This window comes from Ginsengibacter sp., from assembly GCF_057362405.1.
This window is the reverse complement of record NZ_JBMQQG010000005.1, coordinates 1-20,271: the sequence shown is the minus strand read 5'-3', so window position 1 is coordinate 20,271 and position 20,271 is coordinate 1. Positions and strand designations below refer to the sequence as shown.

General features: G+C 36.6%; 21 protein-coding genes. 9 read left to right on the top strand and 12 right to left on the bottom strand.

The window, feature by feature from the left end:
• Positions 1-8 precede the first annotated feature (8 nt).
• The 4 genes from ACO1O5_RS00290 to alaS form a co-directional block, all read right to left on the bottom strand.
• Positions 9-530, bottom strand: coding sequence for a phage tail protein (locus tag ACO1O5_RS00290; protein ID WP_486267295.1), 522 nt, complete (start codon positions 528-530; stop codon positions 9-11).
• Positions 531-541: 11 nt separating this feature from the next.
• A complete protein-coding gene (locus ACO1O5_RS00285; protein WP_486267293.1) occupies positions 542-1,132 on the bottom strand; it encodes a hypothetical protein in 591 nt (196 codons plus the stop codon).
• A gap of 3 nt (positions 1,133-1,135) precedes the next feature.
• Positions 1,136-2,041 (bottom strand): T9SS type A sorting domain-containing protein, encoded by a 906-nt coding sequence (locus tag ACO1O5_RS00280; RefSeq protein WP_486267291.1) that lies wholly within the window; start codon positions 2,039-2,041, stop codon positions 1,136-1,138.
• 135 nt (positions 2,042-2,176) lie between these two features.
• The gene (alaS, locus tag ACO1O5_RS00275) at positions 2,177-5,026 is read right to left on the bottom strand and encodes an alanine--tRNA ligase (RefSeq protein WP_486267289.1); all 2,850 of its coding nucleotides are present in this window, start codon (positions 5,024-5,026) and stop codon (positions 2,177-2,179) included.
• A gap of 149 nt (positions 5,027-5,175) precedes the next feature.
• Here alaS and ACO1O5_RS00270 point away from each other — a divergent pair, with 149 nt between their 5' ends.
• Genes ACO1O5_RS00270 through ACO1O5_RS00260 form a run of 3 tightly spaced genes read left to right on the top strand, consistent with a single transcriptional unit; the run spans position 5,176 to position 7,173 of the window.
• Positions 5,176-6,150: a peptidoglycan DD-metalloendopeptidase family protein gene (locus tag ACO1O5_RS00270; protein WP_486267287.1), complete on the top strand. Its 975-nt coding sequence runs from the start codon at positions 5,176-5,178 to the stop codon at positions 6,148-6,150.
• A complete protein-coding gene (locus tag ACO1O5_RS00265; RefSeq protein ID WP_486267285.1) occupies positions 6,150-6,635 on the top strand; it encodes a MerR family transcriptional regulator in 486 nt (161 codons plus the stop codon). Before ACO1O5_RS00270 ends, ACO1O5_RS00265 begins: the two co-directional genes overlap by 1 nt.
• Positions 6,636-6,639: 4 nt before the next feature.
• Positions 6,640-7,173 (top strand): thioredoxin family protein, encoded by a 534-nt coding sequence (locus ACO1O5_RS00260; RefSeq protein ID WP_486267283.1) that lies wholly within the window; start codon positions 6,640-6,642, stop codon positions 7,171-7,173.
• 15 nt (positions 7,174-7,188) lie between these two features.
• On the opposite strand, the gene ACO1O5_RS00255 is transcribed toward ACO1O5_RS00260, so the two are convergent.
• The 8 genes from ACO1O5_RS00255 to rsfS form a co-directional block, all read right to left on the bottom strand.
• Positions 7,189-8,274, bottom strand: a complete 1,086-nt coding sequence (locus tag ACO1O5_RS00255) for a mechanosensitive ion channel family protein (RefSeq protein ID WP_486267281.1) — start codon at positions 8,272-8,274, stop codon at positions 7,189-7,191.
• Positions 8,275-8,300: 26 nt separating this feature from the next.
• Complete coding sequence (locus tag ACO1O5_RS00250) at positions 8,301-9,131, bottom strand: hypothetical protein (RefSeq protein WP_486267279.1); 831 nt, start codon at positions 9,129-9,131, stop codon at positions 8,301-8,303.
• Positions 9,128-9,886 carry a UDP-2,3-diacylglucosamine diphosphatase gene (locus ACO1O5_RS00245; RefSeq protein WP_486267277.1) on the bottom strand — a complete coding sequence of 253 codons (759 nt, stop codon included), beginning with the start codon at positions 9,884-9,886 and terminating at the stop codon, positions 9,128-9,130. Before ACO1O5_RS00245 ends, ACO1O5_RS00250 begins: the two co-directional genes overlap by 4 nt.
• 15 nt (positions 9,887-9,901) lie before the next feature.
• Positions 9,902-10,141 (bottom strand): type II toxin-antitoxin system HicA family toxin, encoded by a 240-nt coding sequence (locus ACO1O5_RS00240; RefSeq protein WP_486267275.1) that lies wholly within the window; start codon positions 10,139-10,141, stop codon positions 9,902-9,904.
• Positions 10,138-10,344, bottom strand: coding sequence for a type II toxin-antitoxin system HicB family antitoxin (locus ACO1O5_RS00235; RefSeq protein WP_486267273.1), 207 nt, complete (start codon positions 10,342-10,344; stop codon positions 10,138-10,140). Before ACO1O5_RS00235 ends, ACO1O5_RS00240 begins: the two co-directional genes overlap by 4 nt.
• A 51-nt stretch (positions 10,345-10,395) precedes the next feature.
• Positions 10,396-11,040, bottom strand: a complete 645-nt coding sequence (locus ACO1O5_RS00230; RefSeq protein WP_486267271.1) for a LutC/YkgG family protein — start codon at positions 11,038-11,040, stop codon at positions 10,396-10,398.
• Positions 11,041-11,064: 24 nt separating this feature from the next.
• Positions 11,065-13,122 (bottom strand): ATP-dependent zinc metalloprotease FtsH, encoded by a 2,058-nt coding sequence (gene ftsH, locus ACO1O5_RS00225; protein ID WP_486267269.1) that lies wholly within the window; start codon positions 13,120-13,122, stop codon positions 11,065-11,067.
• A 119-nt stretch (positions 13,123-13,241) separates the two neighbouring features.
• Entirely contained in the window at positions 13,242-13,640 is a 399-nt protein-coding gene (gene rsfS, locus ACO1O5_RS00220; RefSeq protein ID WP_486267267.1) for a ribosome silencing factor, read from the bottom strand.
• 137 nt (positions 13,641-13,777) lie between these two features.
• Here rsfS and ACO1O5_RS00215 point away from each other — a divergent pair, with 137 nt between their 5' ends.
• The 6 genes from ACO1O5_RS00215 to ACO1O5_RS00190 form a co-directional block, all read left to right on the top strand.
• Positions 13,778-14,518, top strand: a complete 741-nt coding sequence (locus ACO1O5_RS00215) for a biotin--[acetyl-CoA-carboxylase] ligase (RefSeq protein WP_486267265.1) — start codon at positions 13,778-13,780, stop codon at positions 14,516-14,518.
• A 159-nt stretch (positions 14,519-14,677) separates the two neighbouring features.
• Entirely contained in the window at positions 14,678-16,324 is a 1,647-nt protein-coding gene (locus tag ACO1O5_RS00210) for a pyruvate dehydrogenase complex dihydrolipoamide acetyltransferase (protein ID WP_486267263.1), read from the top strand.
• A gap of 191 nt (positions 16,325-16,515) precedes the next feature.
• Positions 16,516-17,325: a UbiA family prenyltransferase gene (locus ACO1O5_RS00205; RefSeq protein ID WP_486267261.1), complete on the top strand. Its 810-nt coding sequence runs from the start codon at positions 16,516-16,518 to the stop codon at positions 17,323-17,325.
• Positions 17,318-18,415 (top strand): type III polyketide synthase, encoded by a 1,098-nt coding sequence (locus ACO1O5_RS00200; RefSeq protein WP_486267259.1) that lies wholly within the window; start codon positions 17,318-17,320, stop codon positions 18,413-18,415. Before ACO1O5_RS00205 ends, ACO1O5_RS00200 begins: the two co-directional genes overlap by 8 nt.
• Positions 18,408-19,106 (top strand): methyltransferase domain-containing protein, encoded by a 699-nt coding sequence (locus ACO1O5_RS00195; protein ID WP_486267257.1) that lies wholly within the window; start codon positions 18,408-18,410, stop codon positions 19,104-19,106. Before ACO1O5_RS00200 ends, ACO1O5_RS00195 begins: the two co-directional genes overlap by 8 nt.
• A 26-nt stretch (positions 19,107-19,132) precedes the next feature.
• The coding region (locus ACO1O5_RS00190; RefSeq protein WP_486267255.1) for an NAD(P)/FAD-dependent oxidoreductase at positions 19,133-20,271 on the top strand (1,139 nt) is incomplete at its 3' end.

Sequence of the window (20,271 nt, the reverse complement as noted above, 5' to 3'; positions counted from 1 at the left end):
TCGTTGTATTAATTGCGGCTTGGGAAAATGCCTTCCAAAGCAATTATGAAATTAACAACAAGATAAGGTTGTAAATTATTAAATGGTTGTGATCCTCCTGCAAGGCCCACTGCTCCGGCGTTCATATTAACTAAAGTTCCGGAAGTATTGTACTCCCTGTCAAGCGCACCTGTATTGCCTAAGTAAGCGCCGGTTGGATCTGAGGTGCTTCCTGCTTCTGAAGTAGCGATAAAGGGATGATTGTGCTGTGGTAAATTACTTACGAGTAATGTGGTATTTTCTGAACCTGATATTTCTCCTTGAACGTAGTTTGATAAACCAGGTCCCTGGCCGGCGTGAATGGGAACTCTTCCGCGAAAATCAGGTAAGGCAAAAGTAGTAGTGCCATTACCACCGTATGTAGTGCCGAGTAACGAGAATAAGGCTGTGTTCTGGGCAATTGAAAGAAGCTGACCATTGCAAAAAGCATAACCACGCGGTGCGAAGTTTGCTGCAAAAAGGAAAATGGCGGCGAGAAATGGTTGATCCATATAAGTAAAAATTAAGAGTGATAAATAAATTTTTTATTTAATACAAGAGAATGATTTTTATAGTAACTCATCTCATGTAAATGTGAATCTTTTTTAACTGATATTTTGTTTTTCAGAAGATCCTCAGTATCGCCTTTTGTTAGTGTCAGGTTATTGCAAAAAGCACCCAATAAATTATCGCCATCATAATCTTTTGATACCTTATATAATGCATCTGCTTCAAAACGGTTCATGCGTCCAATTTTTTTTAATGAATTTTTTTCGAATAATGTAATTACAACATCAGCTGGTTTGGATTCACTATTCGTCCAATAGATCCAGGTAGGTTGGGCCAAAATATTCTCTTTTGGAAAATAAATAATGCCACCATTTTTATGAATATGTCCCTTTGTTATAATAAGATTATTATTTTTTCGGAGATCGACAACATCAAAAGTTTTTTGACCTCCCGATTTTTTCCAAAACGATTTCCATTTATTCCGGATGTCGGCCTCTCCGGTTATCGATGGCAAACTATTAAACGCCGGCTTAATCATGATACCTGCGGATATGAAAGCAATATTACTTATAAAGTTTCTGCGGCTATTTTCGCGAATCTGCATGGGTTATAGTTTAATTAACTTTTCAGTAGATAATGACTTGCCCCTTTGTATTTGAAGCAAATATATTCCGGAAGAATAATTAGTGATGTCTATAGTTTGAACTCCTAAACCGTTCACAATTTTACTCATAATTCTTCTTCCGTTTACATCTACAACTGTCAAACTGATTTTATCATTGCCGGCTGCATCGATGTTAATCCTGTACAATCCATGGCTGGGATTATTCGTAATAAAATAAAATCCTGCAAGTAAAAATTTGATGGAAACAATGGGAGAGAAAGTTGAATTGTTGTCAACATCAAGTTGAGCAAGCCTGTAAAAGCTTTGGCCTGTTAGCGGAGTTACATCGTTGAATTGATAATTCTGCTGGATCGATGAATTTATATTTCCATTTACAAAACCGATTGAATTCCAATGAATACCATCTGCGCTTCTTTGAACTTGAAATCCTTTGTTATTAATTTCCGTAGCCGTCTGCCAATTTAAGACAACTTCCTTATCACTTTTGCGGGCGGTAAAGCCGGTAATTTTTACGGCGAGTGTGCCACTGCCTGTAACATCTAATGAGGTTCCGCCGGTGCAAGTCTGACCCATAACGGCCGTCCACGGACATGAAGCGTCTGGAGTTGAAGGAGGTAATGCACCAGTGCATGAATTTTGAAAATAAGGCTGACCATCAAATGCAACTACCCAAAGATTGTCGGGCGTTAACCAATAAACATCTACGGTTACTCCGGAAATTCCTTCGACAGTGCCCGTATTTTCGTAAGCAGGTTTTCCATCAATATCGCCAATCGAATTTAGGGTAATAGTTCCCGTTATACATGCACCGGAAACATCAACTGTTTGGGATTTGCCTGGAAGAGAATTGAAAAGAGTAAAAAGAAGCAGGTAAAATAAATTTTTCATAGTCAATGTTTTGGGAACAAAAATCTATTGTGTGTACAAGATAAAAATAAATGGCAATGCCGACAAATAAAAGATTGAAACAGACCTTAGAGAGAGTCGAAAAAATAAATAATTTTTTCTCTTACAGAAGATTAATTATTGAATTAATGATTTTACCTTTTCAATAACCTCATTAAGTTTAGATACATCTTGTCCCCCGGCAGTAGCTAATGTTTTTTGTCCGCCGCCGCCGCCTTTTATTAATGGAGCTATAGAATCTTTAATAATTTTTGGAGCTTCCAGATTTTTAGAAGCGGCCACTTCCTCATCAAGCATTAGAGCGACGTTAGCCTTGCCATCTATGTTGGATACCAAAACAATTACATAATTATTAAGTTTACCCTTTAAAGAGAAACAAATCTTTTTCAGTGCATCGGCATTTGAAACATCAACTTGTTGGCCGATAAAATTTACCTGATTTATCTTTTCAACTTTTGGTAACAGCTCATTCTTTATTAACAATAATTGTTTCCCTTCAAGCTTTTCCAGCTGTTTTTTTAATTCAGTGTTTTCGCTAACAAGAGTGTCGATTCCTTTATTTAAATCTTTAGGATTTTTAAGACTCTCGCGGGCATGATGAATTATGTCAAATTCCTTTTGAACAAACTCTTCTGCAGCCTTACCACTTAAAGCTTCCATTCTTCTAATACCAGCGCCTACAGCGGATTCGGTTGTAATCTTAAAAAATCCCAACTCGCCGGTATTGCCAACATGAGTACCACCGCAGAGCTCAATTGAATACGATGAATCCATAATTACCACGCGAACTGTGTCGCCGTACTTTTCACCAAACAAAGCCATTGCGCCTGTTTTTAAGGCTTCTTCTTTTTTCATTTCTTTAATAACAACAGGAATGTTTTCGCGTATTTTTTCATTTACAATCGACTCAACTTGTTTTAGTTCTTCATCAGTAACTTTTGCGAAATGAGAAAAATCAAAACGCAGATATTCATCATTAACCAAACTTCCTTTTTGGGCAACATGATTGCCTAAAACTTTGCGCAAAGCCGCATGCATTAAATGCGTAGCGCTGTGGTGAACTGCAGTTTTCTTCCTTTTATTAATATCAATTTTCGCAAAAACTATTGCTTCAATATTTGCAGGAAGTTTATTGGTAAAATGAATGATGAGATCATTTTCTTTCTTTGTGTTTACAACCGGAATTTTTTCATCATCGAAAATCAATACACCTGTATCGCCCACCTGGCCGCCACTTTCAGCATAGAAAGGTGTCGTATCCAAAACAATTTGATATGATTCTTTTCCCTGTGATTTTGTTTTTCGGTATTTTAAAACTTTGCTTGAAGTTTCATATGTGTCGTAGCCAACAAATTTGGACCCTTCGGTGTCCCTTAGAATTATCCAATCTTCTGTATCAACAATAGAAGCGGCGCGGGAACGATTTTTTTGTTGTTGCATTTCTTTTTCAAAACCTTTCTCATCTACCGTAAAACTATATTCTGTAGCTTCTAATTTTATCAAATCCAATGGAAATCCAAATGTGTCATAGAGTTCAAATGCAAAGTGGCCAGAAATATTTAAGCCACTTGAACCAATGTAATCAGAGCTAGCAATTACTTGTTTTTGATGCGCAGTCGCGAATTCTTCAATAAATTCATTTACGCCATTAATACTGCTAATAAGTAAATTATGGTCTTTGTCTTTTAAGAAAGATTTAAATTTTTCTGCAAAATTATTTTCATTATTTGAATCAATTGAAAGTTTGGAAATAATGTTGCTATTATATTTTTTTATTCTGTCTTGTGTATATAATTTTATTCTGTTTAAACCACTTTCCAATGTTCTTAAAAAATTGTGCTCTTCTTCCTTTACAACTTTTTCAATAAAATCTTTTTGCTTATCCAATTCTGGGAATACATTTTCAAATTGTTTTGCAAGCGGTGGAATCAATTTAAAAATCATCGGATCTTTTACATCGAGATAAGAAAAATAGTATCTCACGGCTCTTCTCAAAATTCTTCTTATAACATAACCAGCACCGGTATTCGAAGGCAATTGCCCGTCAGCAATGGGAAAGGCGACGGCTCTTATGTGATCTGCAATTACGCGAAATGCAACATCTTGTTTGTTATCCGTGTTTGTATATTTTTTGCCTGATATTTTTTCAACTTCTGCAATCGTCCCGCTAAAAATATCTGTATCATAATTGCTTTGTTTACCCTGTAAAACTCTAACCAATCTTTCAAATCCCATACCTGTGTCTACATGCTTTGCGGGCAAAGGATCAAGACTTCCATCTTTTTTGCGATTGTATTGAATGAAAACGACATTCCAAATTTCAATTACCTGTGGATGATCATTATTCACTAAGGTTTTTCCGTCAATTTGTTTTATTTCTTCATCGCTTCTTGAATCAATATGAATTTCAGTACATGGTCCGCAAGGCCCGGTGTCGCCCATCTCCCAAAAATTATCTTTCTTCTTGCCCATTAGAATCCGATCTTCCGAAATGCACTTTTTCCAGAATGAAATAGCTTCTTCATCTTTTGGCAAACCTTCCTTTTCATCCCCTTCAAATACGGTAACGTATAAACGCTGTTTATCAATTTTATAAATTTCTGTTAGCAGTTCCCATGCCCACGCGATGGCTTCTTCTTTAAAATAGGGTTTGGGATCTTCGGTAGAATTTCCAAAGCTCCAATTGCCCAACATTTCAAACATGGTGTGGTGATAGGTATCAACACCCACTTCTTCCAGGTCGTTATGTTTACCGCTTACCCGTAAACATTTTTGCGTATCGGCAACCCGAGAATGCAAAGGTTTCTTGTTTCCAAGAAAAAAATCTTTGAATTGATTCATTCCTGCATTGGTAAACATCAGGGTAGGATCGTCTTTAATTACAATAGGCGCAGAAGGAACAATAGCGTGCCCTTTCGATTTAAAAAAATCAAAAAAATGTTGTCGTATTTCTGCACTCTGCATCATGCCCGGTTGAATTTTAAGATAAATTTACAGGTATTATGAAGTTATCTTTGCCTGTTATAAAAATTTAAGATGGCAAAGGTATTTCGTTTGTGCCATTAGATAAAACATTGATTGCGGTAATTGTAAATTCTGCCGTGTTTTAAAAAGAGATGAAAAAAATTAAGTATTACTATAATACCAATACGTTACGTTATGAAAAACTGGTAACCCCACTACACGTAAAGCTTTTAAGATTTTTTGGTTTTATCGCAACAGCTTTTGTAACTGCATTTATTATTGTTGCAGTTGCCTTTCGTTTTATTCCTTCGCCGCAGGCAAAAATTGCTGAAATGAGATATGAAAAAGTGAAACAAAATTATGATGATCTTGTGTCGCAGGCGGCAATGTTACAACAGGAAATGGCTTCGCTCGAAAAAAGGGATAACCAGGTGTACCGCTCCATTTTTGAGGCAAATCCTTTACCCGACAGCGCCCGGGCAAAACTCACCGAAAAGAAAAATGAGTTTCAAAAAATAACCGCAATTAATGATGAACAACTTGGAAATGAACTGGCAAAAACGCTGAATAATATCAGTGCAAGAATAAATTACCAGTTTGCCAGCTACAACGAAATTGAGAACCTGATAAAGAACCAGGGCCAGAAGTTGGCGTGTATTCCTGCAATACAACCGGTAAGTAATCGGGATCTTGACAGGATTGCCTCGGGATTTGGCATGAGGATTGATCCAGTATATGGAACTGTAAAAATGCATAAAGGGCTTGATTTTACTGCGCCACAAGGCACACCAATTTATGCAACAGGAAACGGAACGATAAAAGTTGCAGGGCAAACCGGAGATGGGTTCGGCAATCATGTTGTAATCAATCACGGTTATGGATATGAAACTTTATACGGGCACATGTATAAGGTGAAGGTGAGAGTTGGAGAAAAGATTAAACGTGGTGAAGTGATAGGATGGGTAGGAAGTTCGGGAAAAAGTACCGGCCCGCATTGCCATTATGAGGTTCATATAAATGGCCAGGAAGTTGACCCGGTTTATTTTTTTTATAACGATCTTACACCCGAACAGTTCGACAGAATTTTAAAAATTGCTTCTACGGGAAGTGCAAAAAGTCTTGATTAATGCCACAGCCGCAAATAACCTTTCAGTTTGACGATGACGCTCAGAAAAAAAATGAGGAGAAGATCGTTGTTCCGGAAAGTTTATTACCACAAAAATCAAAGAGAGGCAGAAAAAGCTTAAAGGCAATGGGTATTGACGCTGATCTTATTGAAATTCCTGAGGATGAAATTCTATTTAAAAAGCAATATTATTCTATTGGCGATGTGGCTGCCATGTTTAAAGAAAATACGTCATTAATAAGATATTGGGAAAATGAATTTTCTATTTTAAAGCCAAAGAAAAATAAAAAAGGAGATCGCTTTTTCAGGCCGGAAGATGTAAAAAATCTTAAGATGATTTACCACCTGCTACGCGAAAGAAAATATACTATTGACGGGGCGAAAGAATTTTTAAAAAATAATAAGGCGGCAGGTGAGCGACATGAAATGATCGAATCGCTGCAAAAAATAAAATCATTTCTGTTGGAGTTAAAAAACAATTTATAAGCGTATGAAAACTTTTTTACCGATCCTTCTTACTGTAATTGCGTCGACTTTTAGTATCATAACGAAAGCTCAGACACAACAGCAATATATTGTACTTGCAGACTCTGCAAAAGATAACACTAAAATGCTTGTAGGTATTATTGATAAAAATGATTTGGTTGGCGATACTTCATTTAGTTGGTATGCAGAGAGCCAAAGAATATACCCAAATCCCGACACGGCTCTTGTAAATGCATTTAGAAATAATACAGACAAAATATATTTTCTTTTTTTTGGTGGTACCTGGTGTGAAGACACTCATTTTATTTTACCTAAGTTTTATAAAACTCAGGAGGCATCGGGATTTCCAGAAAATCGTATTACAGTTTTTGCGGTTGATCGAAAAAAGAATACAACAGGAAATATGGCGCACGCAATGAATATAACCCACACACCTACTATTGTTGTGATGAAAGATGGCAAAGAGTTAGGCCGTTTGGTTGAGTATGGAAAAACGGGCCATTGGGATACCGAGCTTGCAGCAATAATTAATCAATAATTATCGGCAATAATATTATCCTACAATTTTTACTGAAGTTGGAGCAGCAGGTTTTATTTCGTGCTTTTCGTGGAGTTTTCTTATATCGACATTTATATCCTGGCGGAGCTGGTTGAGATCATCCAAAGCCATACCAAATTTTGTAAAATAAATTGTCATAATTATTGCGTTATCATTATTTATTTCCTGGAGAAAAACAGAATGAGTTTGAATTTTTTCTTTTTTAGTTGCAAGAATCCCCTTGATACCGGCAATTACCTTTTCAAGATCTTCTGACGAAGTATTCGAAGACAAGTAAGTCTTTATTTCATTTCGTACAACATCCCTCATACTCCAATTGTCGAGTATACTGTCCACCATTTGTTTATTTGGTACAGTAACCATCGATTTTTCAACCGTACGCAAACGAGTACTCCGCAATCCAATTCGTTCAACGGTTCCTGAAAAGTTATTCACTTTTACCAGGTCGCCAGTTTCAAATGGTTTATCAAAAAAAATGATGAAAGAGGCAATGAGATTTTCAATACTTTCTTTGGCGGCCAGCGCCAGTGCTGCGCCAACAATACTCAATCCTGTAAGAAGATTTCCGATGTTTAAACCAAAAGAAATTTTAAGAATAAAAGCAAAGCCGATAATTATTATTACGACTCTTATTAAATCTTTAAAGAAAAAGAGAAGTTGGTGTTCCCCCGGAGTATTCGCAGTTAACGCCTTGCTTTTAATAATTAAAACTAAAAAATCCATGAAGCGGATTATAAGCAAAATGAAGCTTATAATAATTATCGCCGAAGCAATTCCTTCAACAATATCCTGGCTCGTAACCTTATGAATAGAAAACATAAGTTGCTGAGGGAAATTGAGGCGGTCGATCGCAAACAGGCTTATCAGGACAAACAAAAGCCTTTCAGTAGGTTTAATGATAAGACTATTAAATCTTAATTTATCCAACCTGCCGGCATTCTTTTTAACCAGCCTAAAAAGCAACGCTGTAGCATATTTTGAAATTATTCGCTTTAATACAAACGCAGCGAATATGGTAATTAGAACAATTAAATAATTACGAACTGAATTGTCAAAATACACCTGGTCGAGAAATTTCATGATGCAATTTAAAAAATGCTTCTCAGCTACTGAAGAGAATAAATTTTGAGCTGCTGATTTTTAAGAACGTAAATTTTGTGATTGCTAACTTTAATTGAATTGTTATCCTGTAACGCCGGAGAGAGTATATATTTTTTTGCATCAGGATATGGCGGACTATAGCGATACAAGTTCTCTTTATCAAAACCATAAATCTGTTTATCAATTACGGTTATATCTGTCCAATGCAAAAACGGTAATTTATTCTTGAAACTTCCGTAATAGTCAAAAATGTACAATCCTTTTTCGGGGTCGTATAAATATACAAAGCCATCGCTGTCAATAATCTTTTGAGGACTTGGAACGGAGTCAAATAGCAAGCGGAAATCCTGCGTTTCAAAAATATTATTGCCGCTATCATCTATTTTTTTCAATTTATTATCTTGCTCATCATACAACCAGATGTTATTATCATACGATGTAGTTACGGCATTTACCTGGTAAATATCCTGCTTGCGCAAATTGATGCTGGAAATCACATTCAGGTATTTATCAAGTAGTACAATGGTGGAAAAACCTTTGTAGAAAAGAATGGCTTTCCATGGGTTTTGTGCTTCTACATAACTTAACTTTCCATATTTGGTAACCTGGTTAAAAACTCCAATGGAATCGCCTTGCACATCATATTTTTTTAATTGATTATCCGTGTTAATTACGTACAGTTCTCCAAGGTTATCTACCGTAAACGAAGAGATAGGATATTCGATTTGTTTTAAAAAACGATAGAGCGAATCATCCTGCGCAGCAGCAACAACTGAACTAAATGAAATGGAAAACAGGATAAAATAACGAAGATATTTTTTTAAGGAATTGCTCATGATTCATAATATTTCAGCTCAGTATTTGTTCCGTCGAACACCGCAAAACTGTTGTATTTAATCCAATCCCCAAGATTTATATAGCGGCTGGTATTGCTCAATTTATAATCAAGGGCAAAATGCCTGTGGCCAAAAATAAAAAAATCGTAATGCTTTTTTGCGAGCATTTCTTTGCAATATATAATCAGCCACTCTTTATCTTCTCCTAAAAATTCTTCATCGGTTTTGCCGGTAGCTGCCCTGCTTTTTCGGCTCATATAATTAGCAACACCAATTCCTGTATGAGGATGCAATGCACCAAAAAGTAATTGTGATATTTTATTCCGAAATATTTTCTTCATGAATTTGTATCGATGATCGCCGGGGCCGAGGCCATCTCCATGACCAACTAAAAATTTTTTTCCATTGAATTCAAATTCATGCGGCTCGTGAAAAACTTCAATACCAAGTTCTTCTTCAAAATATCCATTCATCCACATATCATGATTGCCGACAAAAAATTTGATGATAATACCATTGTCTGTAAGTTCTGCCAACTTTCCTAAAATACGTACAAATCCCTTTGGAACTACTTTTTTATATTCATACCAAAAGTCAAAAAGATCACCAAGAATAAATACGTGGGAGGCGTCACTTTTTATTTCATCCAAAAACTTAACGATACGTTTTTCTCTTACAAGACTGCTTGCGTGGTCAGGGGCGCCGAGATGAAAGTCGGAAAGAAAATATATTTTTTTACCAGTGTTAACTTGCATGATTTACAAAAGAAATTAAAAGATTTCATCTGCTATTTCTTCTTTAGTTTTTTTAAAGTGAGCTGCAATTTCAAGAAGTATTGATGATAATGTACCTAATCTAATTGGGTCATGATTAGGAATAGTAATATGATGCTCACCGTCAAGAAAAGTAGTTAATCTAATATGACTTCCTTTTTGACGTGTAATTTCGTAATCGAATTTTTTTAAGAGTTTGATTAATTCTTTTGAAGATATATCTCTTGGGAGTCTCATACTGCAATTACTTCTTCTTTTATCATGTGCAGACGGATTAACTTTGGTTTTTTATCTTCATCAAAATGGCATTCAACTGCCTCCTTAATATTTTTTTTTGTTTCTTCTATTGTATCGCCCTCTGTAAAAATTCCTTCTCCAATAGCCCTTGCAGTATAACCTCCTTCTAATGCTTCTTCAACTAAAAATATTATTTCATTCATTTCTTTTTATTTATTTTCTATAAAGTTAATGTAAACTCTTAAAAGAGATTTTCAATTAAAAGACTCGTCAATCAAAAATAAATAAACTTCTTTAGGGCCATGAACGCCAACAACAAGTGTCTTCTCAATATCGGCCGTACGGCTGGGTCCGGCAGCAAAGGTTATAAAAGAAGGGAGAGAATTGCCGTATTCTGTTTTTAATAGTTTCAGCGCATCCCGCGTTTCGTAAACAAGTTGGTCAACATAGGCAATACAAATATGAACGGGTGCATAAGCGCTTACTGTTCGCCCGCTTTGTTGCGTCGATGTGAGAACCATAGCGCCTGTGCGTGCAATAAGATATTTGCATGTTGTAACCGAAGCATCACAATCCGCCAATGATGACTGGTTAAGTTTAGGAAATTTTTCGTCGTTAAATATTTTTAATAAACGGTCTTCTTTGCAAAAAATATTTTTCCATTTTTTTTCTGAGATTAGCTGTTGCAACTGCAACTTCATATCTGCGTTACTAACGCAAAAAGCAAACTTGCCTAAAAGCTTTGTAAACTCTTCTGCAAATATTATTTCAAGCTCTTCTTTTGGTTGCGGAAATACTGAGTTACTTCCATCACTTTTGGGAAAAGGTAAAGGCACTGAATTGCTCAGTGCCTCTCTTATTTTTTTTAAAATTTTTTCTTTTGAAGAAGAAACCTTCATTGTCTTTTCATTTTGTGAAGGATTCTATGAAATTACCCCTGTAATCGGGGGCTCAATAATTGCTTCTTTTGGATTGTCGATAAAATCCAGCGCCTTCTTATCTTCATAAGGACGTTTGCCTATCAAAGCTTCAACATCACTTTGAAACAGCACTTCCCTCTTCAACAACTCTTTTGCCAGAATTTCAACTTCATTCCTTCTCTCTGTGAGTAATTCTTTTGTTCTTATAAACGCTTTTTCTACCAACTTCCTCACTTCTTCGTCAATCATCTTACCTGTTTCTTCACTAAAGGGCTTTGTAAATGTGTTATCCTGCGCCGGGTCGTAAAAACTTACATTACCAACCTTTTCGTTCATACCATAAACTGTTACCATAGCATATGCCATTTTGGTAATCTGCTGCAAATCGTTGCTTGCGCCTGTTGATATTTTGCCAAAGAAAATAGTTTCCGCTGCTCTTCCGCCAAGCGTCATACAAATCTGGTCAAGCAACTGGTCGGTGTTATAAAGATATTGTTCCTTGGGAGTGTATTGCGCATAACCCAATGCAGCCGTGCCTCGTGGCACGATCGTAACTTTTAACAGCGGGTAGGCATGTTCAAGAAACCAACCACAAATTGCGTGGCCGGCTTCGTGATAGGCAATAATTTCCTTTTCTTCCGGTAGTATTATTTTATTTTTCTTTTCTAATCCGCCAATTACCCTGTCAATAGCATCCTGGAAATCGCTCATGTCAACGGCGTCCTTGTTCTTGCGTGCCGCAATTAGCGCTGCTTCATTACATACATTTGCAATATCTGCTCCTGCAAAACCAGGTGTCTGTTCAGCCAGTTTATGTACGTCGAGTGTTTGAGAAATTTTTATTGGTAATAAATGAACCTTAAATATCGCTTCACGGCCTACAAGGTCGGGGCGGTCGATAGTTATCTGCCTGTCAAACCTTCCGGGCCTAAGTAGCGCATTATCTAAAACATCAGGTCGGTTGGTAGCGGCCAATATGATAATACCGAGGTCGGTTCCAAATCCATCCATTTCTACGAGTAACTGGTTGAGCGTATTCTCTCTCTCATCGTTACTCATCATCATATTTTTACCCCTTGCACGGCCTATTGCATCTATTTCATCAATAAAAATAATACACGGTGCTTTTTCCCTTGCCTGCTTAAAAAGATCACGCACGCGGCTTGCGCCAACGCCTACGAACATTTCAACAAAATCACTGCCGCTTAAACTAAAGAATGGTACCTGCGCTTCACCGGCCATTGCTTTAGCCAACAATGTTTTACCAGTTCCGGGGGGCCCAATGAGCAATGCACCCTTGGGAATTTTGCCACCAAGAGCCGTATATTTTTTAGGTGTTTTCAGGAAATCAACGATCTCCATTACCTCCACCTTAGCTTCATCAAGGCCAGCCACATCGCCAAAGTTAATGTTCACTCTTGCACCCTTATCAAAAAGAGTGGCTTTGGATTTACCGATATTAAAGATACCCCCAGGGCCACCTCCACTTCCGCCGGCACCAACTTTGCGCATCATCATGATAAATAATAAGCCTATCAGTAATATTGGTAGAAGGGTACTAACTATTTGCCCAAATAGCTCGCCTTCATCGCCGGGTCTATCTGGCACCTGTTTTACATCGGGATTTTCTTTATAAAACTGCAACATGTCGGCTGCAAAGGCTTCATCTTTTATTATAGGAAAATAGGCTTGCGGTGGTGGCATTTTCTTTACAGCGTCATAATCAGCCCCAAAAACAGCTTTGTAAAATGCGGGATTATTATCCATTGCCTGTGGTTTAATAGAAACTCTGACGATTTTCTTATTCCCAACAGTTTTTATCTGGTCAACGTCACCTTGTTTCAGCATGGTAAAAAATTGAGTATTTTCAATTTCAACACCACTGCTCGATGTACCTCTATACCAGTTATAACCGATAATACTTGCGAAAATAATTCCGTAAATCCAGTAAATGCTAAGCCTTGGCCGCTTCTTTGGATCCTCTTCGGGACTTTTATTATTATTATTTATAGGATTCAATCTTTTTTGTATTATTTTTTTTTTCTGTTCTTCAGTTGACATATATACTTGCTCGCAATATTTTATTTGTATTGCCCGGTAACTACCGGGATTTTTTAGTTTAAAAGACGAATGTCTTGAATTATTATTTTATAATTACTAATATTTGTTTTTTGGATTTGTCAATGTTCAATTGCCGATGCGTCGCTCCACATTTCTTCGAGCCTATAAAATTTTCTTGGCTCCGGAAGCATGACATGAACGACAGCATTAACGTAATCTATCAAAATCCATTGTTCTCCTTGCCGCCCTTCATGCTTATACGGTAATTCTCCACACTTTTTTTTAACCTCCATCTCAACAGAATCTGCAATGGCTTTAAGTTGTATGTTATTAGAAGCTTCACAAATAATAAAAAAATCGGAAACGGCTTCGGGAATTTTCTTTAAATCGAGGCTAATGATCTTCTCGCCCTTTTTTTCCTGGATTGCATGTATTATGGTTTTGAAGATCTTACTATTTCTGGTCAATCTTGTGAGTGAAGACTTTTTCCTTGAATCCAATACGGTTAAATTATTCAAATGTTATTCATTTTACGTAAATTCTAAATACTTCGTGTACTTAGAAAATAATTTTATTAAGGTAGATTGCAGTTTTGTACAAACTTTTTATCATTCTTCCTTATCAAAAATACTAATTCTTTATCAATCGTTTTTTAATGACGGCTGTACCAAAAAAATTGATAATTCTTGAAAAGGTGGATAGTACCAACAACTATGCCATGGCAATGGTTCAAAAAGGGGAGGCCATAAGTAGCTGTGGCGTATTTGCCAGGGAACAAACCGCAGGAAAAGGCAGGAGAGGAAAAGCCTGGAAAAGTAAGAGTGGTGAGAATGTGATACTGACCGTTACTGAGCAAATGCAGTGGCTACCCGTGCAGCATCAGTTTCAGTTAAGCGCGGCGGTTGCGCTGGGGTGCTTCGACTTCATTTCAAAATACATTAAAGAAAACATAAAAATAAAATGGCCTAATGATATTTTTATAAATGACAGGAAGGCAGGCGGAATTCTTATAGAGAACGCGATTAAAGGTAACTTATGGCAGTGGGCAATTATCGGCATCGGACTTAATATTAACCAGGAAGATTTTGATAAAGAAATAAGAGCCATCTCATTGAAGCAAATAACAGGAATAAATTATGATGTTATTGAGCTCGCCCGGGAACTTCTGGAAACTGTTATAAATAGAATTAATCAACTGAAAGCAGGCGAATTAAACAACCTGCTTCATGATTACAATGAAAATTTATTTTGTCGGAATAAAATGGTAAAGCTTAGAAAAGGAAATATTGTTTTTGAAACAAAAATAAAAAAAGTTAACCCTTTTGGCGAGCTCATAACAAAAGATACGATTGAGAGGAAATTCGAATTTAATGATGTTGAATGGTTGTTAGTCTGAAAGAATTCGCAGCAAATAACTATTTCAATATTTTAAAAAAGGCGTTTTAAATGCTGCTAAAAAATTTGCATTATTAATATTACAAGCTATATGGAAAATCTTTTGCTGATTTTGCAGTAATTTCACCTCTCAATTTTATAAAAAAACTGAAAATATTTTATGGCGAAAGCGATAAGAATGCCTCTTTTAAGTGACACCATGACCGAAGGGAAAATTATTCAATGGAATAAAAAAGTTGGCGATAAGGTAAAGAGTGATGATACCATTGCTGAAGTGGAGACCGACAAGGCAACTATGGACGTTGTGGGATATGAAGAGGGAACTCTTTTATATATCGGTGTAAAAACCGGGGAAGCGGCAAAAGTGAATGATATTATAGCCATTGTGGGGAAAGACGGAGAAGATTACAAATCATTGTTAGGTGCCGAGGGAAATAGTTCAAATGCCTCAAAAAAAGAAGCTCCAAAAAAAGAAACCGAACAGAAGCCAGTGGAAAACAACGTAGCAGCTGAATTGCCTAAAGATGCAAAAGTAATACGAATGCCGCTTTTAAGCGATACTATGACCGAGGGTAAAATAGTTCAATGGAATAAGAAGGTGGGTGACAAAGTAAAGAGTGATGATTCCATAGCTGAAGTTGAAACTGATAAAGCAACGATGGATGTGGTAGGTTATGAGGAAGGAACGCTGCTATATATCGGTGTCGAAGCCGGGCAGGCAGCAAAAGTGAATGAGATTATTGCTATCGTTGGAAAAGAAGGCACTGATGTAAGCGCATTTGTAAATTCCGAAAAAAACAAAGGCAATAATGCTTCGGCACCAACATCAAAAAGCGAAACGCAACCTGAAGCAGTTTCAGGAAGTGCTCTTGAAAAAAATGAAAGCGAGGAAGCGGTGGCCGATTCTTCGTTAGATGGTGGACGGGTAAAAGCATCGCCATTGGCCAAAAAATTAGCTGCGGATAAAGGAATTGACATTTCAAAAATACAGGGTACCGGTGATGGTGGAAGAATAGTTAAGAAAGATGTGGACGCTTACAAGCCAGCTCCGGTTCAGGCTAAAGAAGAAACCAAAAAAGCGGCACCTGAGGCCAAACCAGTTCAGCCATTTGAGCAAACGGGCAAAGAAAGTTTTGTTGATATCCCGAATACACAAATGCGTAAAACCATTGCAAGAAGGTTGGGAGAAAGTATGTTTAATGCCCCGCATTTTTATCTTACCATGGAAATTAACATGGATAATGCAATGAGCTCACGGGTGGCCATAAACGAAATTAGTCCCGTAAAAATTTCTTTTAACGATATGGTCATAAAAGCCTGCGCGATGGCGTTGAGGCAGCATCCTGCAGTTAACAGTAGCTGGATGGGCGAATTCATCAGGCAGAACAAACATGTACATATTGGTTCAGCAGTTGCTATGCCCGACGGGTTAATTGTTCCTGTAATACGTTTTGCTGATCAAAAATCGTTATCTCAAATTGCATCAGACGCTAAAGGTTTGTATGATAAAGCCAGGAATAAAAAATTGCAACCTGATGAATTTAGCGGAAACACTTTTACCATTTCTAATCTCGGCATGATGGATATTGAAGATTTTACAGCCATTATAAATCCGCCTGACAGTGCCATACTTGCGGTAGGTCGCATTAAAGAAATTGTCGTAAAAAAAGGCGATGGATTTGGCGTAACTAATGTTATGAAAGTAACTTTGAGTTGCGATCACCGGAGCGTTGACGGAGCCGTGGGAGCCGCTTTTCTTCAAACATTCAAAAAGTTTATGGAGAACCCGGTAACGATGCTGGTGTGATGAAGCTCCTGACCTCGAAAGCAATTTTATTTTCTATTAAGTATAAAAAACCCAGTTCTCATTTGGAACACAGATAATGACTTTTCCCTTCAAGGAGGGGTTGAGTTGGGGCATTTTTCCTTACATTTAATAGTGAATACAACATTACAATCAACGCTACAACTACTCCGTTTTCATTTTTCTTTTTTTTAATGCCGGTTTATTTTTTTGCATTATGCCAGGTAAATAATATTGACTGGTTTGATGCGGCGCTGGTGTTTGTTATACTTCATTTGTTAGTGTATCCTGCAAGTAATGGGTACAATAGTTATATGGATAGAGATACGTCACCAATTGGCGGAATAAAAAATCCCTTGCAACCAACTAAACAATTATTTTTTGTTACTGTTTGTATGGATGGTACTGCGGTGCTGTTAAGTTTTTTTGTATCGTGGTTATTTGCTGCGGGAATTTTTTTGTACATCGTGGCATCGAGGGCTTATAGTTACAGAAAAATCAGGCTAAAAAAATATCCAATAACCGGCTATTTAACCGTGATAATCTTCCAGGGAGCTGTAACTTTTTTTTTGGTTTATCATGGAGCAGATAGCAACCACACTATTCATGTACCCGTTATTGCTATGGTGGCATCGAGTCTATTAATTGGTGGTTTTTACCCGCTTACTCAAATCTACCAACATGACGACGATTTAAAAGATGGGGTAAAAACAATCAGTTATATATTGGGTTATACCGGTACATTTATTTTTACTGGCATTATATATGTACTTGCTTTTTGTGCATTAGGTCTGCAATTTTTTTTAAACCTGGAAGGCACTAGATTTTTCATTTTGCAAATCTTTATGTTACCCGTGCTCGTATATTTTTTTGTGTGGCTCGCAAAAGTTTTAAAAAATAAAGAAGAGGCTAATTTTAAGAACACAATGCAGATGAATTTGTTGGCTTCAATATGTACCAATCTTGGTTTTATAACACTTTTAATATTGCATCTTATTGAGTAAAATAGTTTCCATAGGCACATCAGTTCCTGCTTTCAGGCATCATCAAAAAGATATTTTATCTTTTATGCAGAATGTGTATGCCATGAACGAAGTTGACAAAAGGAAATTGAAATTCTTATATAATCAAAGTGCTATTGATTCAAGGTATTCTGTTTTACCCGACTATAGTCTTAATGCATTTGAGTGGGAATTTTATCCCGCTACCGAAAACCTGGAGCCATTTCCCAATCTTGAACTCAGGATGAAATGGTTTAATAAAACCGCTCCCGCTCTAACAGTAAATGCTATAGAAAATTGCTTAGAAAATAAAATTGCAAAGGAAGAAATAACTCATTTAATTACTGTAACCTGTACCGGGCTCAGTGCGCCGGGGCTCGATTTGCAAGTCGTGGAAGCATTGAATTTATCGCCGGATATCTTCAGAACGTCTGTAAATTTTATGGGGTGTTATGCAGCAATTCATGGACTTAAATTAGCTGACATTTTTTGCAGGCAAGATAAAAATGCAAAAGTATTGGTGGTGTGCACTGAACTGTGCACGCTTCATTTTCAAAAGGAGAATACGATGGATAATATTGCATCGAGTTTGCTGTTTGGGGATGGAAGTGCGGCAGTATTGGTTACGCACGACGATGCTAAAGAAAATGGATTAAGAATAAAAAAGTTTTACAGTGAGATTGCTTTTAAAGGAAAGAAAGACATGAGCTGGCAGCTTTCTTCCTCGGGGTTTTTAATGACATTGTCAGGTTACGTACCAGATCTGATCGAAGAAGATTTTGATAAACTCCTCGCCAATGCCTTGAAAAATGCTGGTTGTAAAATAGCGGATATTTCTCACTGGTGTATGCATCCAGGTGGCAAAAGAATTCTTAACGCTATTGAAAAAGGTATCAACATAACTCCTGGGGATTTGAAACATTCTTACAGTGTACTAAGAAATTATGGCAACATGTCTTCGCCAACCATTTTATTTGTGTTAAAAGAAATCATGAACTCCATTAAAAATAACGACGGCAAGAAAGCCAATATTTTTGGTGCAGCATTTGGTCCTGGCCTTACTATGGAGACATTTATTTTATCTGATGATTGATTACACTCGTCGCTCATATGAAAAAGAATTACTCGACAACACCGAAATTCCTTTTAAGGACATAGCTGAAAATTTGAGAGAGCTTGATATTATTAATACCCTTCTTGGGGGTCATTCAATAACATTAACGGGATTCAAGCAACTTGCAACTAATAAAAAAAGGATTGCTGTTTGTGAAATAGGTTGCGGTGGCGGCGATAACATGAAAGCGCTTGCGGCATTTTGCAGTAAGAATAAAATAAAAGCGGAATTTACAGGAATTGATATAAATGACGATTGCATTGAATTTGCAAAGAAGAAGGCAACGTATGGAAATGTGCAGTTTATTGTTTCTGATTACAAACTTGTAAATTTCGAAAACAATAAACCTGATATCATTTTTTCATCACTTTTTTGTCATCATTTCACTGATGATGATCTTATAAAAATGTTGCAATGGATGAAACAAAACGCCAAAGTTGGGTTCTTTATAAATGATTTACAGCGTCATCCACTTGCGTATCATTCTATAAAATATATCACGAGACTTTTTTCCAAATCTTACCTTGTAAAAAATGATGCACCTCTTTCTGTACTACGAGGATTTAAAAGAAATGAATGGAAAAATATTTTTGAAATAGCCGGAATTACCAATTATTCCATTCATTGGAAATGGGCGTTTAGGTATTTGATAATTGCTCAAAACATTTAAAATTAAAATCAAACCTCCAGGCAAAATTGACCGACTCTGCTACAAATAAAAACCCAGGTACCCGCGCAAATATTTTTGATGTAGGTATTGTTGGCGGCGGACTCGCAGGCCTTTCGCTTTCAATTTTATTGGCAAGAAATGACTACAAAGTAATATTATTTGAAAAGGAAAAATACCCTTTTCATCGCGTATGCGGTGAATACATCAGTCTCGAAAGCTGGAAGTTTATTGAAAGCCTGGGGCTTAAATTATCGGACTTAAATTTACCAATCATAAAAAAGTTAATCGTTTCCTCTCCTAACGGAAATCAGATAAACGCAGATCTGGATATGGGGGGATTTGGCGTAAGCCGTTTTTTTATTGATAATGAATTAAAAAAAATTGCGATAAAAAATGGAGTGAACATTCAGGAAAAAACTAAAGTAAATGATGTTGTTTTTAATGATGGAAAGTTTGCCATAAAATATAAAAGCGAATCTGTTGCCTGTACCGTTGTTGTTGCATCCTTTGGCAAACGAAGCAATCTCGATGTTAAATGGGAGAGAGACTTTGTCGGCAAAAAACCCGGAAAACTTAATAACTATATTGGTGTAAAGTATCATGTTAGAACAGCATTTCCTCGAGATACAATTGCCTTGCATAATTTCAATAAAGGATACTGTGGAATTTCGAAAATAGAAGGCGATGCTTACTGCCTTTGTTATTTAACGACAGCACAAAACCTTAAAAACAATAATTCTATAAGAGAAATGGAACAAAATATTTTATATAAGAATCCATTTCTTAAACATGTTTTTACAGAAGCCGAGTTTCTTTTTAAAGAGCCGGTAACAATTTCGCAAATTAGTTTTGACAGAAAAACCGTTGTACAAAATCATGTTCTAATGTTGGGAGATGCGGCAGGAATGATAACGCCGCTTTGTGGTAACGGTATGAGTATGGCGCTCCATTCTTCTAAAATCGCCTCGATATACATCAGCCAATATTTAAATAAAGAAATTACGATGACTGAGATGGAAAAGCTGTATAGACAACAATGGGAGAATAATTTTGATAAGCGCTTAAAAGTGGGTCGCTTTATCCAGAAAATGTTTGGAAAAGAAGTTACAACCAACCTGTTTATTAGTTTGCTCAAACTTTTTCCCTTCCTGGTTAATAAGATTGT

Excerpts from the sequence above, each read along its gene's own strand:
- ACO1O5_RS00290 (WP_486267295.1), bottom strand. The coding sequence starts at position 530 with ATGGATCAACCATTTCTCGCCGCCATTTTCCTTTTTGCAGCAAACTTC.
- ACO1O5_RS00285 (WP_486267293.1), bottom strand. The coding sequence starts at position 1,132 with ATGCAGATTCGCGAAAATAGCCGCAGAAACTTTATAAGTAATATTGCT.
- ACO1O5_RS00280 (WP_486267291.1), bottom strand. The coding sequence starts at position 2,041 with ATGAAAAATTTATTTTACCTGCTTCTTTTTACTCTTTTCAATTCTCTT.
- alaS (WP_486267289.1), bottom strand. The coding sequence starts at position 5,026 with ATGATGCAGAGTGCAGAAATACGACAACATTTTTTTGATTTTTTTAAA.
- ACO1O5_RS00270 (WP_486267287.1), top strand. The coding sequence starts at position 5,176 with ATGAAAAAAATTAAGTATTACTATAATACCAATACGTTACGTTATGAA.
- ACO1O5_RS00265 (WP_486267285.1), top strand. The coding sequence starts at position 6,150 with ATGCCACAGCCGCAAATAACCTTTCAGTTTGACGATGACGCTCAGAAA.
- ACO1O5_RS00260 (WP_486267283.1), top strand. The coding sequence starts at position 6,640 with ATGAAAACTTTTTTACCGATCCTTCTTACTGTAATTGCGTCGACTTTT.
- ACO1O5_RS00255 (WP_486267281.1), bottom strand. The coding sequence starts at position 8,274 with ATGAAATTTCTCGACCAGGTGTATTTTGACAATTCAGTTCGTAATTAT.
- ACO1O5_RS00250 (WP_486267279.1), bottom strand. The coding sequence starts at position 9,131 with ATGAGCAATTCCTTAAAAAAATATCTTCGTTATTTTATCCTGTTTTCC.
- ACO1O5_RS00245 (WP_486267277.1), bottom strand. The coding sequence starts at position 9,886 with ATGCAAGTTAACACTGGTAAAAAAATATATTTTCTTTCCGACTTTCAT.
- ACO1O5_RS00240 (WP_486267275.1), bottom strand. The coding sequence starts at position 10,141 with ATGAGACTCCCAAGAGATATATCTTCAAAAGAATTAATCAAACTCTTA.
- ACO1O5_RS00235 (WP_486267273.1), bottom strand. The coding sequence starts at position 10,344 with ATGAATGAAATAATATTTTTAGTTGAAGAAGCATTAGAAGGAGGTTAT.
- ACO1O5_RS00230 (WP_486267271.1), bottom strand. The coding sequence starts at position 11,040 with ATGAAGGTTTCTTCTTCAAAAGAAAAAATTTTAAAAAAAATAAGAGAG.
- ftsH (WP_486267269.1), bottom strand. The coding sequence starts at position 13,122 with ATGTCAACTGAAGAACAGAAAAAAAAAATAATACAAAAAAGATTGAAT.
- ACO1O5_RS00215 (WP_486267265.1), top strand. The coding sequence starts at position 13,778 with ATGACGGCTGTACCAAAAAAATTGATAATTCTTGAAAAGGTGGATAGT.
- ACO1O5_RS00210 (WP_486267263.1), top strand. The coding sequence starts at position 14,678 with ATGGCGAAAGCGATAAGAATGCCTCTTTTAAGTGACACCATGACCGAA.
- ACO1O5_RS00205 (WP_486267261.1), top strand. The coding sequence starts at position 16,516 with ATGCCGGTTTATTTTTTTGCATTATGCCAGGTAAATAATATTGACTGG.
- ACO1O5_RS00195 (WP_486267257.1), top strand. The coding sequence starts at position 18,408 with ATGATTGATTACACTCGTCGCTCATATGAAAAAGAATTACTCGACAAC.